23 protein-coding genes are annotated in these 20913 nt (G+C 41.0%); all 23 read right to left on the reverse strand.

The window, feature by feature from the left end:
* Positions 1 to 58: 58 nt before the first annotated feature.
* The 23 genes from BLT18_RS02605 to sleB all read right to left on the reverse strand — a co-directional run bounded on the left by BLT18_RS02605 (position 59) and on the right by sleB (position 20695).
* Positions 59 to 883, reverse strand: coding sequence for a CheR family methyltransferase (locus BLT18_RS02605; RefSeq protein WP_281242324.1), 825 nt, complete (start codon positions 881 to 883; stop codon positions 59 to 61).
* 148 nt (positions 884 to 1031) lie between these two features.
* Entirely contained in the window at positions 1032 to 1475 is a 444-nt protein-coding gene (ndk, locus tag BLT18_RS02610; RefSeq protein WP_091270904.1) for a nucleoside-diphosphate kinase, read from the reverse strand.
* A 104-nt stretch (positions 1476 to 1579) separates the two neighbouring features.
* Positions 1580 to 2551, reverse strand: coding sequence for a heptaprenyl diphosphate synthase component II (gene hepT / locus BLT18_RS02615; protein WP_091270906.1), 972 nt, complete (start codon positions 2549 to 2551; stop codon positions 1580 to 1582).
* Between the two features lie 11 nt (positions 2552 to 2562).
* Entirely contained in the window at positions 2563 to 3426 is an 864-nt protein-coding gene (locus tag BLT18_RS02620; RefSeq protein ID WP_091270909.1) for a menaquinone biosynthesis protein, read from the reverse strand.
* A 178-nt stretch (positions 3427 to 3604) separates the two neighbouring features.
* The gene (locus tag BLT18_RS02625) at positions 3605 to 4465 is read right to left on the reverse strand and encodes a UbiA-like polyprenyltransferase (RefSeq protein WP_091270911.1); all 861 of its coding nucleotides are present in this window, start codon (positions 4463 to 4465) and stop codon (positions 3605 to 3607) included.
* Positions 4462 to 5196 carry a demethylmenaquinone methyltransferase gene (locus BLT18_RS02630; protein ID WP_091270912.1) on the reverse strand — a complete coding sequence of 245 codons (735 nt, stop codon included), beginning with the start codon at positions 5194 to 5196 and terminating at the stop codon, positions 4462 to 4464. Before BLT18_RS02630 ends, BLT18_RS02625 begins: the two co-directional genes overlap by 4 nt.
* A gap of 28 nt (positions 5197 to 5224) precedes the next feature.
* Positions 5225 to 6019: a heptaprenyl diphosphate synthase component 1 gene (locus BLT18_RS02635; protein ID WP_091270914.1), complete on the reverse strand. Its 795-nt coding sequence runs from the start codon at positions 6017 to 6019 to the stop codon at positions 5225 to 5227.
* A 201-nt stretch (positions 6020 to 6220) separates the two neighbouring features.
* The gene (gene mtrB / locus BLT18_RS02640) at positions 6221 to 6439 is read right to left on the reverse strand and encodes a trp RNA-binding attenuation protein MtrB (RefSeq protein WP_091270916.1); all 219 of its coding nucleotides are present in this window, start codon (positions 6437 to 6439) and stop codon (positions 6221 to 6223) included.
* Between the two features lie 22 nt (positions 6440 to 6461).
* Complete coding sequence (gene folE / locus BLT18_RS02645; RefSeq protein WP_091270918.1) at positions 6462 to 7031, reverse strand: GTP cyclohydrolase I FolE; 570 nt, start codon at positions 7029 to 7031, stop codon at positions 6462 to 6464.
* Positions 7032 to 7262: 231 nt separating this feature from the next.
* Positions 7263 to 8744, reverse strand: coding sequence for a stage IV sporulation protein A (gene spoIVA / locus BLT18_RS02650; RefSeq protein ID WP_091270920.1), 1482 nt, complete (start codon positions 8742 to 8744; stop codon positions 7263 to 7265).
* A gap of 214 nt (positions 8745 to 8958) precedes the next feature.
* Positions 8959 to 9681: a hypothetical protein gene (locus BLT18_RS02655; protein ID WP_245705150.1), complete on the reverse strand. Its 723-nt coding sequence runs from the start codon at positions 9679 to 9681 to the stop codon at positions 8959 to 8961.
* A gap of 49 nt (positions 9682 to 9730) precedes the next feature.
* A complete protein-coding gene (locus BLT18_RS02660; RefSeq protein WP_091270922.1) occupies positions 9731 to 9925 on the reverse strand; it encodes a DUF2768 domain-containing protein in 195 nt (64 codons plus the stop codon).
* 318 nt (positions 9926 to 10243) lie between these two features.
* Positions 10244 to 10510, reverse strand: coding sequence for a stage VI sporulation protein F (locus BLT18_RS02665; protein WP_091270924.1), 267 nt, complete (start codon positions 10508 to 10510; stop codon positions 10244 to 10246).
* Positions 10511 to 10598: 88 nt separating this feature from the next.
* Positions 10599 to 11663: an NAD(P)H-dependent glycerol-3-phosphate dehydrogenase gene (locus tag BLT18_RS02670; protein ID WP_091270926.1), complete on the reverse strand. Its 1065-nt coding sequence runs from the start codon at positions 11661 to 11663 to the stop codon at positions 10599 to 10601.
* 29 nt (positions 11664 to 11692) lie between these two features.
* Positions 11693 to 12334 carry a glycerol-3-phosphate 1-O-acyltransferase PlsY gene (gene plsY, locus BLT18_RS02675; protein ID WP_091270928.1) on the reverse strand — a complete coding sequence of 214 codons (642 nt, stop codon included), beginning with the start codon at positions 12332 to 12334 and terminating at the stop codon, positions 11693 to 11695.
* Between the two features lie 36 nt (positions 12335 to 12370).
* Positions 12371 to 13684 (reverse strand): ribosome biogenesis GTPase Der, encoded by a 1314-nt coding sequence (der, locus tag BLT18_RS02680; protein ID WP_091270929.1) that lies wholly within the window; start codon positions 13682 to 13684, stop codon positions 12371 to 12373.
* A 141-nt stretch (positions 13685 to 13825) separates the two neighbouring features.
* The gene (locus BLT18_RS02685) at positions 13826 to 14428 is read right to left on the reverse strand and encodes a YphA family membrane protein (protein WP_091270931.1); all 603 of its coding nucleotides are present in this window, start codon (positions 14426 to 14428) and stop codon (positions 13826 to 13828) included.
* A 51-nt stretch (positions 14429 to 14479) separates the two neighbouring features.
* The gene (fni, locus tag BLT18_RS02690; protein WP_091270932.1) at positions 14480 to 15541 is read right to left on the reverse strand and encodes a type 2 isopentenyl-diphosphate Delta-isomerase; all 1062 of its coding nucleotides are present in this window, start codon (positions 15539 to 15541) and stop codon (positions 14480 to 14482) included.
* Positions 15542 to 15557: 16 nt separating this feature from the next.
* On the reverse strand, positions 15558 to 16712 hold the full coding sequence (gene rpsA / locus BLT18_RS02695) for a 30S ribosomal protein S1 (protein ID WP_091270934.1): 1155 nt from the start codon (positions 16710 to 16712) through the stop codon (positions 15558 to 15560).
* Between the two features lie 98 nt (positions 16713 to 16810).
* Complete coding sequence (locus BLT18_RS02700; protein WP_245705151.1) at positions 16811 to 17392, reverse strand: lysophospholipid acyltransferase family protein; 582 nt, start codon at positions 17390 to 17392, stop codon at positions 16811 to 16813.
* Between the two features lie 20 nt (positions 17393 to 17412).
* Positions 17413 to 18090, reverse strand: coding sequence for a (d)CMP kinase (cmk, locus tag BLT18_RS02705; RefSeq protein WP_091270937.1), 678 nt, complete (start codon positions 18088 to 18090; stop codon positions 17413 to 17415).
* Positions 18091 to 18313: 223 nt separating this feature from the next.
* Positions 18314 to 19672: a germination protein YpeB gene (gene ypeB, locus BLT18_RS02710; RefSeq protein ID WP_091270939.1), complete on the reverse strand. Its 1359-nt coding sequence runs from the start codon at positions 19670 to 19672 to the stop codon at positions 18314 to 18316.
* Positions 19673 to 19690: 18 nt separating this feature from the next.
* The gene (gene sleB / locus BLT18_RS02715; RefSeq protein WP_091270940.1) at positions 19691 to 20695 is read right to left on the reverse strand and encodes a spore cortex-lytic enzyme; all 1005 of its coding nucleotides are present in this window, start codon (positions 20693 to 20695) and stop codon (positions 19691 to 19693) included.
* Positions 20696 to 20913: the final 218 nt, after the last annotated feature.

Here is a 20913-nt window from a genome sequence, read left to right on the forward strand (position 1 = left end):
ATTAAATGATAACATATTTATTTTTTTATGTGGGCACTGCATCTAAAGTTTTCAAAATTTATGTAACATCTTTAACTTTTTTATAAAAAAATGTATCTTCCGTTTCAAAGCCATATCGGGACGGGGTAAAAATTTGTTCAGTGCTTCCTACAAACAACACTCCTCCGACAGTCAAAGCTTTATTGAATTCTTTATAAATGTCATGCTTGGCAGCTTCTGTAAAATAAATTAAGACGTTGCGGCAGACAATCAAATCAAAGCCTGTCTGCACAGCTTTATTTAACAAGTTATGTTTTCTAAACGTCACCTGCCCTTGAAGAAATGGCTTCACCTTATAGTATGTGCCGTTTTGATCAAAATAGCGGGATAATGTGTGAGACGAAAGCTCTTTTAGAGCACGGTCTGAATAGAGTCCTTGCTCAGCCTGTGCTAAAACAGTTTCATCAATATCCGTTGCCAAAATAGAGTATTGGCGTTTTTTTAACAATGTATCTAAAATAATAGCAAGCGTATAAGGTTCTTCGCCGGTGGAACAAGCAGCAGACCATACGTTCAACCTCGACCTTTCCTTTTTAAGACGAGGCAAAATAACTGTTGTCAACACGTCCCAACGCTTGGGATTGCGGTAAAATTCCGAAACATTTATTGTCATCCGCTCCAAAAATTCAGACAATAATGCCCCATCTTGATTTAACCCTCGATGAAAAAAATCTTCAAAGGTGTGGTATCCGTTCTTTTCAAAAAACGAACGCAGCCGCCGTTTCATTTGTGCTTCTTTATATAACGATAAATCAATGCCTGTTTTCTTTTTCACGTTTCGAACAAAGTCACTGTAATCCTGATTATATCGCTCACCGGGTGAACCCATTGAATGTGCGGGCATAAAATATTATCCTCTCCCTGAATCATGGTTCTTATTATACCATGCTAACCGTTTACTGGCAGCTGTTCAAACACTTTTTGCGGTAAGAACACTCTATAAAGAAACGCCTTCTGCCAATAAGCAAAAGACGTTTGAAACGATTTCCTATTTACACCCATTTAGAAATTGTTTTTTCATATGAAACAAGGTCGTCTTCATTGAAAAACAAGCCAATTTCTCTTTCTGCACTTTCTGGAGAGTCGGAACCGTGAATCACGTTCATACCTACTTGTACGCCAAAGTCACCGCGAATGGTTCCTGGCTCGGCATCCTGAGGGTTTGTTGCTCCCATCATTTTACGAGCAGTTGCAATAACTCCTTCGCCTTCCCACACCATTGCAAAAACAGGGCCGGATGTAATAAATGAAACAAGCTCACCGAAAAATGGCTTATCCTTATGCTCTCCATAATGTTCTTCTGCTAGTTCTTTTGAAATGTTCATCAATTTACCTGCAGCAAGTGTGTAACCTTTGTTTTCAAAACGCTGCACAATTTCTCCTATAAGGTTGCGCTGCACACCATCTGGCTTTACCATAATAAATGTTTTTTCCATGCCTATCCCTCTTTCTTATGTAATACAATCAGACTTGTTAGATTATAACAAACTATGAAAGCGGTCGCAATGGAAAGCTGATTTATGTACGGGTTCAGCACGTATTAATGGTCCCTTCCTCCAATATAGCTAGCGATATTAGAAAGCGATTTTTTAGCAGGTATGTCTGGCAGTCCTTCTAATGATAAATAAGCTTTTTTTAGATACTTTTTGCTCAGTTCTTTAGAGTATTCGATGCCCCCGGAATTTTTGACTAATTCAATCACCGAGTCGACATCATCTTTTTTTGTTTTGCTGCCCTCTATGAAATGAGACATTTTTTGATACGCATCTTCGTTTTTATGAATAGCGTATAACGCCGGCAGCGTGATATTTCCTTGCAGCAAATCACTTCCAGCTGGTTTGCCCAGTTCTTTTTCCGTTCCGGTAAAATCTAAGATATCATCAATGATTTGGTAAGACATCCCTACATTGTATCCATAATGATAGAGCCGTGACTGCTCTTTTGGTGCTGCTCCTGCACTAACTGCCCCTAACTGGCAGCTTACCGCAATTAAAAGCGCTGTTTTGCGCTTGATACGGCGCAAATATGTCTTTAACGATTGATCCCAATTATATTGATCCCGAATCTGCTCAATTTCTCCAAGACACATTTCATGCATGGCTTGAGAAATGATACGGTGAATGTCTTCATTTTTAAAGCGTGCTGCCTTTTCAATCGCTTTAGCAAAAATGTAATCCCCTGTATACATAGCCACACGATTGTCCCACTGCGCTTTAATCGTTCGTTTTCCACGGCGAAGCTCTGCATCATCAATGACATCATCATGGACTAAAGAGGCCATATGTATTAATTCCAAAGCTACAGCAATGTGTTTAATTCGTTCAATATCATAGTTGCCAAATTTTGCACCGAGCAAAACAAAAACAGGGCGAATCCGCTTGCCGCCTGCTTGTAATAAGTGAAGGGAAGCATCTTTTAAGACGGGATGCTCTGCTGCCACGGACCTTTCCAGCTCTTTTTCGATTTTATTAATATCCGATTTTAAAAACATATATAAGTCCGCCAACTTCATTATATTCACCTTCAAAATAAGTATTGCACCTCGTTTCCAGCCAGCCACATGTCAATGTTGTGTACAGGTTTTTGAAAATAACCATATTTATACATCAACTGATAATAATATAAAAGACTTTCTTTTTCTTTTTCTTGAAAATCGTAATGCAGGTTTTTGAAATACGCTTCCCAAAATGATTGACTGCCGCCATGCTCCTTTTGTATGGAAGCGGTCATATCTTTCAAATGACGATGAAGAGTAAGCTTTTTGCTGTATAAAAACTGCTTGTACAGTTCTTTTAATATCTCAGGGTGTTCTTTTGCAGCCTGTTTTCTTACGGCAAAAACAGCATAAGTCATTGGAAGGCCGGTATGGCGGTACCACATTTCGCCTAAATCGTAACAATGCATGCTGGACGGATTTTCCCATGATGCATGGATAGCATCGTCACCAATTAAAAGAAAAGCATCAAAATTATTCTTCATTTCATGAGGGTTGGGAGCCATTGTCGTATACTTTATGCTGTTCAGATTGTAAAACTCAGCCAGCATGACTTTTAATAGGTGCACAGATGTTGCACTAGAAGATGTTAAGGCAATATCCGCCCCTTCTAATGATTCTATCGGCCGATGAGAAAATAAGAAAATTGACCCTACGCTGCCATAAGAAGATACGGACAAACCAGGCATCAACTGATAATGGTCATGTGACTTCCCAAATGCAAATGAAGAAATCCCCCCGACATCAATTTTTCCTGCTTTCATTGCTTCATTCAGGCCAGCAGGCACTTTAGGGATGAAGGTGCAACCTTTCGATTGCAGATGGTCACGATCAATATAAAAGAACATCGGCAAAATATTTGTATAAGAAATCTCTCCAATTTTTATGCTCATGTCTTACGCCCCGCTTTATACATAGGGAATGATGAATACACTTTTTCATCTTTTACCTACTATAGTTTGCTTTTGTTTTCACTACAACTTTCGCCACATGTCATAGAAAGATGGTACTTCCTACTTGTATTATAGACAACTTTCCCGATATATCATGCATAGAACACAGCTGCTCCTATCATATCAAGACATCACCAATGGTAAAGAACAGCATAACCATGCTGATAATGCCATTCATGGGAAAGAAAGCTGTTTTCACATTTGTTAAGTCATGCGGCTTTACCATCGAATGTTCATATGTCATCACCACACCTGCTATTAACACACCTGCTAAATAAATCATAGAAAGCGGCGAAACAACATGCAGAATAAGCAATGACACAAAACTTATGCTGTGAAAAGCACGGGAAATATACAATGCTTTTTTTATTCCAAACTTAGATGGGATAGAATAGAGACCTTCTTTCCGATCATAATCAGCATCTTGTGTTGCATAGATAATATCGAAGCCGGCAACCCAAAAAGCTACGGCAAAAAACAATAAAAATGCTTCTCCTTGCAGTGTGCCAGTAGTACCTACCCATCCGCCAAGCGGTGCAATCGCTATTGTTATACCTAAAAACACGTGGCATAACCACGTAAAACGTTTCGTATAAGAATAAAAGGCGAGAAGAAATACAGCAATTGGAAGCAAATACACAGACAACATATTTAACTGATACGCAGACACAAACAATAACAGAAAAGAAGCAGTGATAAACAGCATACTTTGACTAATCGAAATCAACCCGGCAGGTATAGCTCTGTCAGCGGTACGGGGGTTTTTCTTATCGATGTTTACGTCAATAACACGGTTTAGCGTCATCGCGGCACTTCTAGCACCAACCATTGCCAGTGTAATCCAGATCCACTCCGCTATAGTCGGCCATGTTCCTTCTACCATTAAACTGCCTAAGACAGCGCCTAAAAATGCAAATGGAAGTGCAAAAACTGTATGTTCAAACTTGATCATTTCTAAAATTATTTTTATCTTTCTCATCGGACTTCTTCCTCACTTTTTGCCGAGCTTGCTTTCACAGCAAAATGTGCAGCTGCTGCTCCCATAGTGTATGGGATAACACTTACCCGAGCAAACCCTGCCTGCGAAAACAGCACAGCCAGAAGGCTTTTATTCGGAAACGACATCGTTGACTCTTGCAGCCAGGAATACTGTTCATAACTTCCTGCTAAATACTTCCCTAATAACGGCATAATCTTTTTAAAGTAAAACGAGTAAATACCGCTGATTTTTTTATTATCAGGCTGAGACGTCTCGAGGCAAACAGCCAGCCCTTCTGGTTTTAACACACGATACATTTCTTTTATGACGGTTTGATAATCAGGGACATTTCTAAGTCCAAACCCAATCGTAACGTAGTCAAATGTATTATCTTCAAACGGAAGGCTCATTGCATTGCCTTCAACCAGCTCCACGTTGGAAAGCTGTTTTTTTTGTACCTTCTCCACCCCGACCGACAACATGTTTTTGCTGAAATCAAGCCCTACCACACGTCCATTTTTCCCTGCTTTTTCTGCAAGCTGAATCGTCCAGTCTGCTGTTCCGCAGCATATATCCAAGGCAGCTGCACCCTTTGCTACATTCATTCTTTTCATCGTATCATTACGCCAGCTTTTATGAAGCTGAAAGCTAATGACAGAATTCATATAGTCATACTTATCATATATGCTCTCAAAAACTTCATGTACTTTTTCCTCTTTTGAGCTATGCATCACTGTATCCTTCTCCCATTACAATCTCTCATTCACCGCTTAACCAGTTTTCCACCCTTTGATAGAGAGTATTTGTCACCTGCATCGCACAGGCATCCATTTGTGAGACGAGCGCCTCTTCTAATTCTTTTTCTTTTGCTTCTAAAAATGAGCGCGTGCGCGCCGTCGGCCAGTCTGTTACCTCGTCTTTTCTCTCTCCTTCGTGAAAGGCATAGATAGCCGATGCAAAGGCAGATAAATATTTAACGTCTCTCTCTTGTTTTTCATGTTTTATTCTTTTTAATAAAAAAAACGTTTCCGCCAGGCAGCCAACTTCTTGCTGCTGATAAAACGAAGCAATATCAAAAAGAAAGCCCCCTTCTACAACTTTCAGGCGGTTCATTAACTCTTCTTCTGACTGGCTTTCAGCAAAATGAAGACTCATCTTTTCTTCATTGATCCTTTGTATAGCGCTGCTGAACACCGGTAGTATATCATCATGTGTGTTTTTCACGAGCATGAAATAGTACAGGCTGCTAAAAAAGTCCCCTGCGAGTACCGTTAACTGGCGCGGCTTTTTCGCTGTACCATTAACCAAATTCTTGTTGTATACATTTTCGTGCGTCAAAAAGGCTGCTTGTACGAGCAGCGCTGAAAGGATTTGTTCTTGTTTGCTCACAGCATCAATCCGCGCATCCTTCATGATGTCTTGCAAAAAAAAGATAATATCAAAATCTATTTCTGCTTTTTCAATGTGTTTGGCCAGATAAGGGTGGGTCGTCATGGCTACAAATTTTTTTTCTATCTCTTTGACTTCGCCTGGTGATTGTTGTGTAGATTTCATGCAAGACGTCCCCCCGTTAAAATATAGCAAATAATATGTATGTTACCTTTGAAGCAATGCTGCAATGAATGAAACAATCTCATTATAGCATAGAAGCAAAAAACGTCGAAACTTTTGTTTTAATCGCAAACAGCTCAACTGAATGAAGGGCTGAAATAAGACGGAAAACAGCTTCCATCTTTTTCTTTTAGCCCTCTTTGTTTATTCATCCGTTTTCATTTCACCATGACTTGTTTGTACGACTGCCTTCCCTCTCACTTTGACAGCAGAAGTATGTTCTGTAAACTGAGCAATCATCACTTCCCCTTTATCCAGTTTTTCGGAATGGTGAAAGCGTGTGTCTGTGCCTCTTGTTAAACCAATGACATTTACACCATCTTCTTCTGCTTTTATTACAAAGAAATCACCTTTATCTTTCATTTTCATCACCTGCCATTAAAACTTATGATTTATTAATAAGAGACAGCACTTCTGCCCGTGCCGCTGCATCTTCTTCAAACGTGCCTCTCACAGCAGATGTTACAGTCTGTGCTCCCGGCTTTTTAATGCCGCGCATCGTCATGCACATGTGTTCAGCTTCCACCACTACAATAACACCGTGCGGTTCTAACGTTTCAACTATAGAGTCTGCAATAGTCGATGTAATCCTCTCTTGCAGCTGTGGTTTTTGTGCTACTGTTTCCACCGTACGAGCAAGCTTGCTTAAGCCAGTAACTTTTCCACCTTTTGGTATATACCCAACGTGTGCTTTCCCAAAAAACGGAACGAGATGATGTTCACACATTGAATGAAAAGGAATGTCGCGTACCAATACCAGCTCTTCATGATCTTCTCCAAATACCGTTTGTAAATGCTCTTTAGGGTCTTCATAGATACCTTGGAACACTTCTTCATACATCTTGGCCACTCGTTTCGGCGTATCTAAGAGCCCTTCTCGATCAGGGTCCTCACCGACACCTTCCAAAATCATCCGTACTGCCTGCTTAATTTTATCGTGATCAACCGTTGACAATCTTATTTTCCCCCATTCGCAGTTTAAGTAACCTTTGAAAAATTTTAGCATAAGGCTAGGTATAAAGCAAAATGTAACCCTTTTTAATTTACATAATTTTTATTATGTAAACTCATTAATGAATAGCTTCTCAACTTAACCAAAACCTTATAAAACGTCTTCATTCATCAAACGGCACACAAAAAAAGAAGCAGTTATACTGCTCCCTTTGTACCTATGAATGAAGTTTCGTTATAAAATAATAGCTATTAATCCACCTGAACCCTCATTAATGATGCGTTCTAATGTCTCTTTTAGTTTATACCTTGCATTTTCAGGCATGAGCGACAATTTCGCTTGAATCCCTTCTCGGACAATGGAATTGAGCGAACGGCCGAAAATATCTGAATTCCAAATGCTGAGCGGATTTTCCTCGAAATCCTGCATAAGATAGCGCACTAGTTCTTCGCTTTGTTTTTCCGTACCGATTATTGGCGCAAATTCCGATTCAACATCTACTTTTATCATATGAATGGAAGGCGCTACCGCTTTTAAACGCACCCCAAAACGCGATCCTTGCCGGATAATTTCTGGTTCATCCAAGCTCATATCCGTTAATGCTGGAGCAGCAATGCCATACCCTGTTTGTTTCACCATTTTCAAAGCATCACTGACTTGGTCATACTCACTTTTTGCATATGCAAAGTCTTGCATTAATTGTAGTAAGTGGTCTTTGCCGCGTATTTCAACGCCAACAACTTCTTTTAACACTTGATCATATAAACGATCAGGTGCATATAAATCAATTTCAGCGATTCCCTGCCCCATTTCAATTCCAGCCAGCCCTGCTTCTTCAATAAATTCGAATTCATTAGCAAATTGATGAACGACTCGATCGACATCACGCAGCCGCTTAATGTCTTTGACGGTGTTGCGGACAGACTCCTCATATTCTTTTCGCAGCCAGTGATTTTCACGTAATACCATAACCCAGCTTGGCAAATTCACGTTTACTTCATGCACAGGAAACTCAAACAGCACTTCTCTTAACACATTATGAATATCGTGTTCGGTCATGCTCTCAATACTTAACGCCAACACAGGAATATCATGCGTTTCTGATAACTCTTGACGGAGTGCTTCGGTTTCAGGATGGTGCGGCCTGACTGTATTGACAACCATAATAAATGGTTTCCCAACTTCTTTTAACTCTTCGACGACTCGCTCTTCCGCCTCTACATAATCCATTCGGGGGATGTCACCAATTGTACCGTCAGAGGTTACAACAACTCCCAGCGTCGAATGTTCTTGAATAACTTTGCGAGTGCCTATTTCAGCAGCTTCCTGAAACGGAATCGGCTCTTCATACCATGGAGTGTTAATCATCCGCGGTCCATTTTCATCTTCATACCCTTTTGCACCTTCTACAGCATACCCTACACAATCAACCAGTCGTACATTAACTTCTAATCCCTCATCCACTTCCAAAGACACAGCGTTATTTGGGACGAATTTGGGCTCAGTCGTCATAATCGTTTTTCCGGCAGCACTTTGTGGCAGTTCATCTTTCGTGCGAGCTTTGTCTGCTTCACTTTCCATGTTTGGAAGAACAACCAGCTCCATAAACTTTTTAATGAAAGTGGATTTACCGGTACGGACTGCCCCAACGACTCCAAGATAAATGTCTCCGCCGGTCCGCTCCGCGATATCTTTAAAGATATCAACCTTTTCCACTAGATCCCCTCCTGTCAATATGAATTCCGATACCACTCTTGCATGTATGACATTATATGTTTATGTTCATGTCTGGCGGATATGACTTGCTCATCTCTACTTATGCTTTGAGTCGGCTATCTATGCGTACCTCGGAATACATATTTCATTGAATTGGTATACAGCTTATGTCATCTCACAATGAAAAAGACCCTTTTTTCATAGAAAAAAGGGTCTATTCTTCCATCTTTTGCTTAAAGACAGGCTCATGGTTTTCATCAATCGTATACGGCACGGAATAAGCCGGAACAATTGGAGAATGTTCTGTTAGTATATTTCTAATATCATCACCTGGGCGGTAGGAATGGTCATATTCCCGGAGAAAAATATTTAAATCAATGCTGTAATCAATAAAAATATTACCATGCTCGTCCATAATAAGCGGTAAATATGTGTCATTATATGGGCTTTCCACTTGAGGATCGCGATGATAATCGAGCTTTTCCATATCAATAGAATACACATTCGGTCCAATTGGTTCTTTCACCGGAGTAAAACCATGCTCGCTTATATAACTCTGTACCGCCCTCTGCAGTTCCTGAATTTCTCTCATAATACGCAGGTCAATCACTTTGACTTCGGGTTCATCTTCAGGGTTAATCAAAACATACTGATAAAAACCGCCATTTTCAAACGAGTTTCCAGGCGGCTCCTGCAAATAGCGCGGCATCAATTCATTAAAATCGACGACATATTTCTGATAAATGGGTGTGTCTTGGTCTTTTGTCCGAATAGGAAGAACGTTGTGGTCACTCTGATATTGATCCACGGCTTGCTGAACGGAAGTAAGTTGTGTTTCATAAGGCACTTGATTTTCCGCTCTTCGCTCATCTGGAAACATACATCCTGTTAACATCAGCAGGCAAGACACACATGACAACAATAAAACCTTTCGCAATACTGCACCTCCAAACCATCCCATCATCACATGCAAAACCACTCGCACTTTACTCTGCCAACGGTCCTCTAATCACAACCATAAATACAATCAACCCTGCCACAACAAGGCATAAAAACGATATTACAAGCAAAAGCACCCGCCAAAAACTTGGCAGCTTTTGCGATAAAACGGTCAGTCCTGCTGAGACAAACATTAAAAATAGACCGAAAAACGAGAACCACATATTTTGAAGCGCTGTCATATCTTGTCTCCTCCTTTAATACCGTTCATATTATAACATAGGGCGTCTGTCATGCATGCAAGTCATTTGGTTGTTCAACAATTTGTAATACACACCTTACTGCCGAATTTTCAGTTCATCGTCTGTTATGTAAAAATACCGCATCCTTTACATACGCACCAAAAACCAGCTGAACCGGGGCTGATCCAGCTGGCTTCGCTATATTCTTTCCGTTTTTCCAACAGCCTTTATTCTATTCTTTTTACTGTATTCATAAAGAGGTCCATTGGAATGAGCATATGCCTTTGCTTCACAAAGAAAATTTAAAAAAATTTTACATTATCTTGACTGAAACCACTTATTTAAGGAAGACAAATCGAAAGGAATATTATTGTTCACAATCGCCTTGACGAGTTCATCTTCTTGCTTTTTTGACACAGATTTTCCTGCCAGTCTGCTAACATCGGAAATCACGCGGCGTACTGTCTGTTCGTCTTGAAAATCAGCTCCATTTAAAGATTGTACAAGTTTGAACAGATCTTCTTGTTTTACGTTCGTTTTCTTTTCAATTTGGTCAAAAAACGAATCGTTTTGACGATGTCGCATGTAACAGCCTCCCTTAATCACTATTCAAATTATCCTATGCATGATTAAAGAAGGCGTGCGCATGTTTCTTTTATGATTTATCATCTATCTATTCGCTGCACTCCTGCCATTTTTCGTGAAATTCATGACCTAATAGCAGCGACACATTTTCTACCTCATGTTTCTTTACCCGCCCCATCAATTGATTGGCTGCTTCTTTCGGATCTTTTCCTTCAAATAACACGTGAAACAATGCTTCTGTTATCGGCATTTCCACATCTAACTGTTTGGACAGTTCATGGACCGCTTTTGTTGTCCTGACTCCTTCAACAACCATGTTCATTTCTTCTAACACAGCATCAAGCTCTTTTCCTGTGCCGAGTTTGTAACCAGCCCGCCAGTTTCGGCTGTGTTTGCTTGTGCATGTCACAATTAAATCTCCCAACCCCGATAATCCAGTGAAAGTAAGCGGATTCGCGCCAAGTTTGATGCCTAATCGTGCAATCTCAGCCAACCCCCTTGTCATCAAGGCAGCTTTTGCATTATCTCCATAACCCAATCCATCCGTCAAACCAATTCCAAGCGCAATAACATTCTTTAATGCGCCCCCCATTTCCACGCCAATTAAATCTTCATTTGTATAGACACGAAAATGTTGGTTCATTAACAATTCTTGAACTTCTGAAGCAGCATCAATCACGTGTGATGATGCGGTAATAGTCGTCGGCTGTTTTTCGCATACTTCCTCCGCATGGCTTGGACCAGACAATACCACGGTAGCACGCCCTTGCTCGTCATTTAACTCTTCATCCATCATTTCCGATATTCGTTTCGAGGTTCCTGGCTCAATACCTTTAGATGCATGAATGAGGATGTGATGTTTTTGTATGAACGGCTTTAACCGTTTCATTGTATCTCGAATTGCTTTGGTTGGCACAACAAGAAGAATGTACTGAGTACCTTCTGCACAAACACGAATATCTGTGGATGCCTGTATCGATGACGGCAAAGAAAAACCTGGCAGATAAGCTTCATTCGTGTGAGAATGGTTGATTTCACTTGCTTGTTCCTGCCGTCTTGTCCATATCTTTACTTGATGGCCATTATCGGCTAGAACCGCGGCAAGTGCTGTGCCCCAGCTTCCCGCCCCTGCGACCATAATATTTTGTTTCATGCTAGCCCCCCTCGTACATACTCTTTATGTTATTGTTTCCTTCCAATTTTACTTTCTGTCCCATTCACTAACCTTTGTACATTGGTACGGTGTTTCCACACAGAAATGACACCTAACAGTGCTGTTAAATAAAAATACGGACCGGGATGTCCGTAATAATCTTTCGTCACCCAAATGAAAACTGGTGTGAAAACAGCAAATATTAATGATCCCAGTGACACATAACGTGTAATGACAATGACTAAAATAGCGACAATGCCCACATATACAGCAGGAAAAAACACAAGACTTCCAACCACACCAATGGCTGTTGCTACGCCTTTTCCACCTTTAAAACCATAATATACCGGCCAGTTATGCCCTAAAATGGCAGCAAGCCCTGCTGCTGCAGGAGCAAGCCCTTCCCATTCTCCTAACGGTGTAATAGCAGGTAAAAATCCCATCATTTCTAACCATTTGGCCAGCCAAACAGCAACAATCCCTTTTGCTATATCAAGGCTCAGCACTAAAATGGCCGGCCCTTTCCCCAACACCCTTAAAATATTGGTAGCCCCTGCATTGCCGCTTCCATGCTGGCGTATATCAATTTTCATAATCTTTCTTGCCACGACATAACTAAAGCTAATGGATCCTAATAAATAAGCAGCAATGACTGAAACAATTAATTCCATCTCTCCTGTTCCCCCGATTAATAGTTTATCTCTATTTTACTCGTTCTTTTGTCTAGGTATAATTTTAAGCGGTGTTCCTTCAAAATGAAAGGCTTCTCTCAGTTTATTTTCCAAATAACGCCGATAGGAAAAATGTAAAAGCTCTGGGTCGTTCACAAACAATACGATGGCCGGCGGTGCTACTGCTACTTGCGTTGCATAGTTAATTCTTAATCGCCGGTTGTTTTCTGTCGGTGTCGGATTCATCACAACAGCATCCATCACCACATCGTTTAACACATTTGTCGGAACGCGCAAATTATGGTTGTCAGCTGCTTGTTTTACTGCTGGGAGCAGATGCTGCAGCCGATGCTTTGTTGTGGCTGATAAATAAAGGACGGGAGCATAAGATAGAAACTGAAATTCATCACGAATTTTTTCAGTGAACTGAGCCATCGTTCTATCGTCTTTTTCCACCACATCCCATTTGTTTACAACAATAATCAACGCCCGTCCTGCTTCATGAGCATAACCAGCAATTCTTTTATCTTGCTCCCGAATGCCTTCCTCTCCATTGATGACCATTAATACCACGTCCGTGCGCTCCATCGCTTTTAATGCTCGCAGCACACTGTATTTTTCCGTTGTCTCATATACCTTTCCTTTTTTACGCATGCCAGCTGTATCAATAATCACATATTCCTGGCCATCCTTTTCAAAAACCGTGTCCACAGCATCACGCGTCGTTCCCGGGATATCACTGACAATCACTCTCTCTTCGCCAAGAACAGCGTTTACTAGCGAGGACTTACCTACATTAGGCCGGCCAATGACAGCCATTCGAATCGTATCTTCTTCATAACCTTCCTCCTCATCATCAGGAAAGTGGTGGACGACCTCGTCTAATAAATCCCCCAATCCTAATCCATGTGCACCGGATATACCAAACACCTCACCAGTTCCAAGTGCATAAAACTCATAAATATTATCTTTCATTTCAACGTTATCAATTTTATTAACACCTAAAACGATTGGTTTTTTTGAACGGTGCAGCATAGAAGCCACTTCTTCATCAGCTCCTGTCACTCCATCTCTTCCATTGGTGAGGAACATAATAACATCCGCTTCATCAATAGCGATCTGCGCCTGCTCTCGCATTTGTTCTAAAAGCGGCTCATTGCCGATTTCAATGCCGCCGGTGTCAATAATATAAAATTCCCGGTTTAACCATTCTGCTTTACTGTAAATACGATCCCTTGTAACACCGGGAACATCTTCTACAATTGCCTGCCTTTCTCCCACGATTCGATTAAAGATAGTAGATTTACCTACGTTAGGCCGACCTACAATTGCCACTACTGGTTTTGACATTGCTTTCTTCCTTTCTCCCTGACAAATAAACATACAGCCATGTTTTTATGTTTTTGTATTTAGAAAGAACCCGGCTCTCTTGCCGAGTTCAGTTATTTGTCACATTCATGCAACAACTTGTATATTCTAGCAGAATTGCCTCTATCCAGGCAAGTTCGAACCCGATGGTGAAACAACTCCATTAACGAAAGAAAACATTTTATATAGCAAGTGAATACCATACATCACCGCAACTAATGTCATTATATAGTTCAGAAAAAAAATTTCGCCTAAATAAATAGCTGATGAAAACGGAAACAGATGAATCTGGCAGACAATTTCCCCACAGCAAGAAGCAATAACAGCACAAATGATGCGTTCTCTCAATGAAGAGAAAAACAACCAGAAAATAAACCCAAAACAAATGACATACGTGACAAAGCGGCCAAATAAAAAAACAACGGGTTCATACCATTCAATGAAACGAAATGCAGCAAACAAAAAAGAAAAGCTCAGTGATAACAACAGGACTTTCCATTTCCTTATCAAAGACAGTGAACATAGAGCAAAAAAAGCTGCTGCCAGTAAAAAGACAAATACCGGCTTGACCGTCCAATGGGCGACAGAAAACTCCATTGGAAAGAGAATAATCATCATAAGTAAACACCAAGCTGACAAAAAACGGTGGGTATTTTGTTTTTTTACAAGAAACGTTTGAATCATCCACAAATACCAGCTAATAATTAGAAACATTACACTTCCCATTTTTTTCCTTTTTTCTACTCAGTGTACCCATCTTTACATTATGTATACCTCTTATTCTTTTTTGCGTCTACTGTAGGAAGAGACATGGATCCCTCTGTCCAAAAGCCAATCTCGTGTTCTGCCGGTAATAACGAGCGGCACACTTTGTAACTGCTGTATGCTGTCTGCCCCCAGTGCTGCCATGATGATTGTTAGTTCATGAAGACAGTGCTGAATATAGCGTTCGGCTTTTTCTTTTCCGCCATCATTTGCAGCAGCTAATACTCTGCCAGCTATCCCACAAGCATCTGCTCCTAAAGCAATGGCTTTTGCTAAATCATAGCCGTCCCTTATACCCCCAGAACCAATAACAGATAGTTCTTTTGAAGCGGAATGAACGGCTTCTGCGAGCGACACAGCCGTAGACAGCCCCCACTCATTAAAAAATGAATAAGGCTCTTCTCTCCTTTGATTTTCAATCACCGCAAAGTTGGTCCCGCCTTTCCCACCGATATCAACAGCGGCAGCACCTGTCTCTTTTAAAGCTTTCACTGCTTCAGAAGAGACTCCAAAGCCTACCTCTTTTACAATAACGGGCACTTCTAGCGATGAAGAAATATGTGCAATAGTCTCTAACGCTCCTTGAAAGTCCCTGTCTCCTTCGGGCATGACCAGCTCCTGGATAACATTCAAGTGTATTTGCAATGCGTCCGCTTCTACCATATCCACGGCACGCTTTGCCTGATCGAGCGTCAATTCACTGCCTAAATTAGCAAATATCAGTCCTTTTTGATTCACTTTCCGAACAATGCTGTACGTTCGTTTTACGGCCGGATCTTTGAAAGCCGCCATTTGCGAGCCAACAGCCATCGCTGTTCCACTATCTCTTGCACACGCAGCAAGACTTTCATTGATGCGCTCTGTTTCTTTATCACCGCCGCCTGTCATAGCATTAATAATAATCGGCGAACTTAACATAAGTTCGCCGATAGAAACAGAGAGATTGATTTGTGAAACGGAGGTCTCCGGCAAGCTGTTATGAACGAAACGGACATCATCAAAGCTATTGCTGTTTTCTGTAACGCTATTTAAAGCGTGTTGAATATGATCCTTCTTTCGTTCCGCACGAGACACGTTACAATCAAACTCCTTATTTTTTATATTTTTTTAATTGATCTCCAATCATATCTCCTAGTGAAAATCCAGAGTGATCTTCTTCTGGTGCTTCATATTCCTGCTGTACTTTTTCATCTGGTGTATCTTCTTTTTCTAACTCACGAATGCTAAGCGAAATCCGTTGTTCCGATGGATTAATATCAAGAATTTTTGCTTTTACAGACTGTCCTTCTTCTAGCACTTCACCTGGGGTGCCGATATGTCGATTAGCGATTTGGGAAATGTGAACTAATCCTTCTACACCCGGTGCTACTTCTACAAATGCTCCAAAGGAAACTAAGCGTTTTACTTGCCCTTCGATGATATCACCTGGTTCAAACTGGCCTTCAATCGTTGTCCAAGGCCCCGGAAGCGTTTCTTTAATTGATAAAGATACACGTTCGCTTTCCGTGTCAACCGCTAAAATTTTCACATCGATTTCGTCGCCTTCTTTCACAATCTCACCTGGAGATTCTACGCGGTGATGTGCCATTTGGGAAATATGAACTAGTCCGTCTACACCGCCGATGTCTACAAAAGCACCGAAATCAGTGAGGCGCTGCACAGTACCTTTGACAACGTCACCAACTTGTAAATTTTCCAGCAGCTCTTTTTTCTTTTGTTCTGCTTCTTCATCAAGCACAGCACGTTGGGAGAGAATTAATTTGTTTTCTTCTGGATCAATTTCAGCTACTTTTAATCGCAGTGTTCTCCCCTTGTAGTCGCTGAAATCTTCTACGAAATGACGCTCTACCAGTGAAGCCGGAATGAAGCCGCGTACGCCAAGGTCGACAACAAGGCCGCCTTTCACTACTTCTGCCACTTCGGCTTCAATAATTTCGCCAGACTCATACTTTTCCTGCAGTTCTCCCCATGCTTTATCAGCTAATGCGGCACGGCGAGACAATACAAGTTCGTCATCTTCTACTTTAATCACTTTTAACTCCAATTCATCTCCTACTTGCAATACATCACTGACTTTTTCTACATGCAGGCTTGACAGTTCACTGATTGGGATTACAGCATCTACTTTATATCCAGCATCTGCATAGGCCTGTTTGTCCTCTACTTTTGTAATTTTACCGGTTACAAGATCACCTGCTTGAAGGTCTTGCATACCGACCAATTCATTGTTCATTTCATCCACCATTGACATTTGCCTCCTTACTTTCTTTAGGGAACATATACCTTAAACTAAATATATAAATTCTTTAAACTAAAGAATTTACCTCACATTCAATGAAGATCTTATGATTCATTCGCTTTTTCTCTTTTACGATGTTCATCTATTAATGCACGGATACCATCCATAATTTCTTCTGTTGCATCAGCCGCGTTTGTTTTTTGATCCCGCAGTTTTTGAAAGTCAAGCGGCTTTCCATACACAATCGTGACTTTATGAAAAGGCTTATACTTACCAATAACCGCCACAGGAACAATAACAGCTTCAGATTTTAACGCAAAAAAACCAGATCCAGACAATCCTTTGCCAACTTCTCCTGTTTTACTTCTTGTACCCTCCGGAAAAAGGCATAAAACTTTTCCCTCTTTTAACATACTCAAACCTTTTTTTAAAGCTTGGCGGTCACCAGCTCCTCGTTTAACCGGAAAAGCGCCTAAAGCATTTAACAATGAGCCAATCAATTTCTTTTCGAAAAGTTCTTGCTTGGCCATAAAGTTAAGTTTTCTTTTGATAAAGCTTCCAACTAAAGGAGGGTCATAGTTGCTGATATGATTGGAGCAGAGTAAAACAGGTCCTTCTTTTGGAATATTTTCTCTGCCAATTACTTCAGCTCTGATAACAAAAGTAAAGTATAGTCTACAAATCATTTTCCCTATCCCGTAAATGCTCATAGCTTCTTAATCCTTTCCTTTGCTATTGAACATATACGCATCGCAGCTTGTTCTGCTGTTAATTCAGTTGTATCCATTTCCACAGCATCAGCTGCTTTTGTTAAAGGTGATACCAGCCGTGAGGAATCCTTTTCATCTCTTGTTTGAATATCTTGTTTAATCGTTTCAAAATTGGACTCTCTGCCGTTTTCCACATTTTCTAAATGTCTGCGCCGTGCTCTTTCCTCTACAGAAGCTGTGAGAAACACTTTCAGCTCAGCATGGGGAAGAACCGTTGTTCCAATATCTCTTCCGTCTAAAACAGTGCCTTTCGCTTTTGCGAGCTCTTGTTGTTTTTTTACCATCTGTTCCCGCACGCCGGCGTGCAGAGACACTTGTGAAACAGAAGCAGTTACTTCATTGGAACGAACCATGTTTGTCACTTCTTCATTATCAACAAAGATGCGATTGCCTTCTGCTGTATAAGACAACGTTAAATCCATAGATTCTAAAAGCGCCGACAGAGCCTCTCCGTCCTGTATATCTGCTTGTGACTGGAGAGCTTTCCACGCTAGTGCACGATACATTGCCCCTGTGTCAATATAAGTATAATCAAGATCACGGGCTACTTGTTTGGCAACCGTACTTTTGCCTGCCCCTGCAGGCCCATCAATAGCAATATTTATTTTATTCATAGTGCACCCCATTGACCATATGTATTACTGCGACGATAGCGGGCAATTATTCCCTAAAAACTAACATATTCACAGAGTATCATACCACAAAGCTATGAACAAATCTAATGATTCTGCTTTTCATTCTCATCACCTCATCTGCTTCTATGAGCAGCAAGAACAAGAAACAGGGAAAGAAGAAGCAAATGCTTCTCCTTTCCCCTTAGTGCTATGATATCGTTTGCTACATCGTGTCGTAAACAGGTTCAGCTTCTTGCATTTTCTTCACGTTTTCTTCGTCTCCGTCTTCTGCGTTAATATAAATTCTAAACGTGTCATTTTCAATCGTACCGTAAAATTCATAACAAAGAATCTCTTCATCGTCTTCATTATGAATGACAGCTAACCCCTCTTCTTGGACATCCACATTCGGATTCACTTGCGCTTTGGCTTCTTCTGCACTGATGGATGGAGATAGGTCATCTCGTTGATGATGGTTGGCGATATAATCCGATGCTTTGTAGCCGACCACTTCCCCATCATCAAGTGCTACTTCTACATAAACGGTATCAGGATAGATTTTTACATCGTCTTTTTGAGTGACGAATTGAAAAACACCAACCGTGTCATATTGCTTACCGTCTGCTAGTTCCATGTTTTCGTAACCATTTTCTTCAAGAAACGCCAGTCCCTTGTTTGACGCTTCATTCAAACTCATTTCCGGCTCGTCAATTGGCCTGGATTGTAAAAACCATAAAGGATGGCCGCCTCTTTTTGTCATATCCATGTAGATTTCATCTTCGCCTTCCGGCTCTTGAACGGTTAACGTGTAACCTTCAAACCCTAAACTTTCTTCATCAAGCTCATCAATCTCTACTTCCATTGAATCAGGGACACCTAAAAACTGTTTCGCTTTTTTTGCCGCTTCCTGTTTAGACAATGCTTTGCCTTTGACACTTTCAGCAATTTTCTTCTCAACGTCCGGGGCAAAGCCTTGACCCATTTCAGAACCAAACTCTGTTTCTTTAAAGCCTTTCACCTTATTATCAATCGTTTGAAAGCCATTGACGATGGAGTTATCCATTGGTGCATCGTTATCTGCCATTACCTGTTCTGCTTCTGTCCATTTGTATTGTTCCTTTAGTGCAGAAGCTTGCAGTTTACGCAAGTCATGACGAATTTCTCCAGCTTCTTTGTAAAACCGCTGCAATTGTTCGTATTCTTGGTCTGAAAGTGGTTTTTCGCCTAAGTCGCGAATCGTTGTTTTATAACTGAAGTCCCCAATTTTACTCAGCAAATTCTCTGTTTCGTTTAAAGCCATCAGGCCTAATGGAAGCTGGCCAAGTTCGCTTTGAGCAAGTGATGTCAAACGCCATACTTGCGCCAGCGAACTAGACAGCTGCTCTCTGGAATTCATCGCAAGAGTTGAACCAACTTCATCCTCGATTTGATCAAGGTGAAAAGACAGGTCATGAAAGGCTCGCTGATAGTTGTTTTCACTATTTATTTCTAATGCTTCTTTTTGGCTGGCCTGATTGGCTCCCCACCAGCCAGTGCCAATTACTGCTGCAGCAAGCACCCCGATTAAAACATTTTTAACCATTTTCTTTGTTCACCTCCATTATTTCGCAAATACGTGTTTACCAATCGTTTTCACTTGCGGCCGTTGTGCTACCCAATCAGATGTTGCTGTTACGGGATTATAATAATACAACGATCCCTCAGACGGGTCTTGGCCATTAATCGCATCCAGTACCGCCTTTCTTGCCTCCTCGTTTGGAGTCATATAAATCTGTCCATCCATTACTGCTGTAAACGCTCTCGGCTCAAAAATTACTCCACTTGCCGTATTAGGAAAAGTCGGGCTTTCTATTCGATTAATAATGACAGCAGCTACGGCAACCTGTCCGACATACGGTTCACCACGAGCTTCTCCGTAGACAGCATTGGACATAATTTGAATATCGTTTTCAGAGTACCCATCTGGTACGTTCATGGCCTTTTGGATATTGGCTTGATTCGATTGATCCTCGTCTACCTGCTCTTGGCCCTGTTGTTGCGGCTGTTCTTGCTGGCCTTGCTCGGCTGGAGCCTGCTCTCCTGCGCCGTCTTGCGGCTGCTCTTGTCTTCTTTGTCCTTGTCTCTGCTGACCTCCGCCCTGCTGCTCTTCTTGCTGCTTAGAAGGCGCCGGTTTTTGCTGCTGTTTATTTTTACCGCCTTTTGGACCTTTTTGAATGTGTTTCGGTGTACTTCCGTAATGTGTAAATTTCCTGCCGTTTTGCAAGGCTTCTTGAACAAATTCTTCATCATATTCTGTAGATGTTTCGAGCTTATTTTTCATTTTGTCTCCTACAAGTCCATCCGTTTCAAGCCCAAATTCTTCTTGAAAGTTTTTAACGCTCCAGTATGTCCCCCAGCCATATACGCCATCAATATTACCATTGTAAAAACCGTTATACTGCAACCGTGCCTGTAGTTCGACTACATCATCTCCTGTTGCACCTTTTTGTATAACCTGATCAGAAAAAGCTTCTGCTGATTGTATAGGAAGTGCATAATTCATAAAAAAAAGGCACAAAGAAAAAATAACACATGTTGAAAATACCTGTTTATACTGCACTGCCATATTCCCTCCTTTTACTCACCCTCATCGGTTACGCTTATTTTCTTCGTGGTTGCCTTTTTTATTCATAAAGAGTTATTTATTACATGTTTTTTTATAAAATCTGGTTAAAACAATGGAAACCATAACTTGTATATGTGTACACAAAAAAAGCACAGCTTTTTCTGCTGCGTAAAAAAACTGACTTGCTGTTAAGCCTTTCCAGCGGCAGCTGCGGTTTT

It is taken from the genome of Alteribacillus persepolensis, assembly GCF_900099605.1.
Classification (GTDB): domain Bacteria; phylum Bacillota; class Bacilli; order Bacillales; family Marinococcaceae; genus Alteribacillus; species Alteribacillus persepolensis.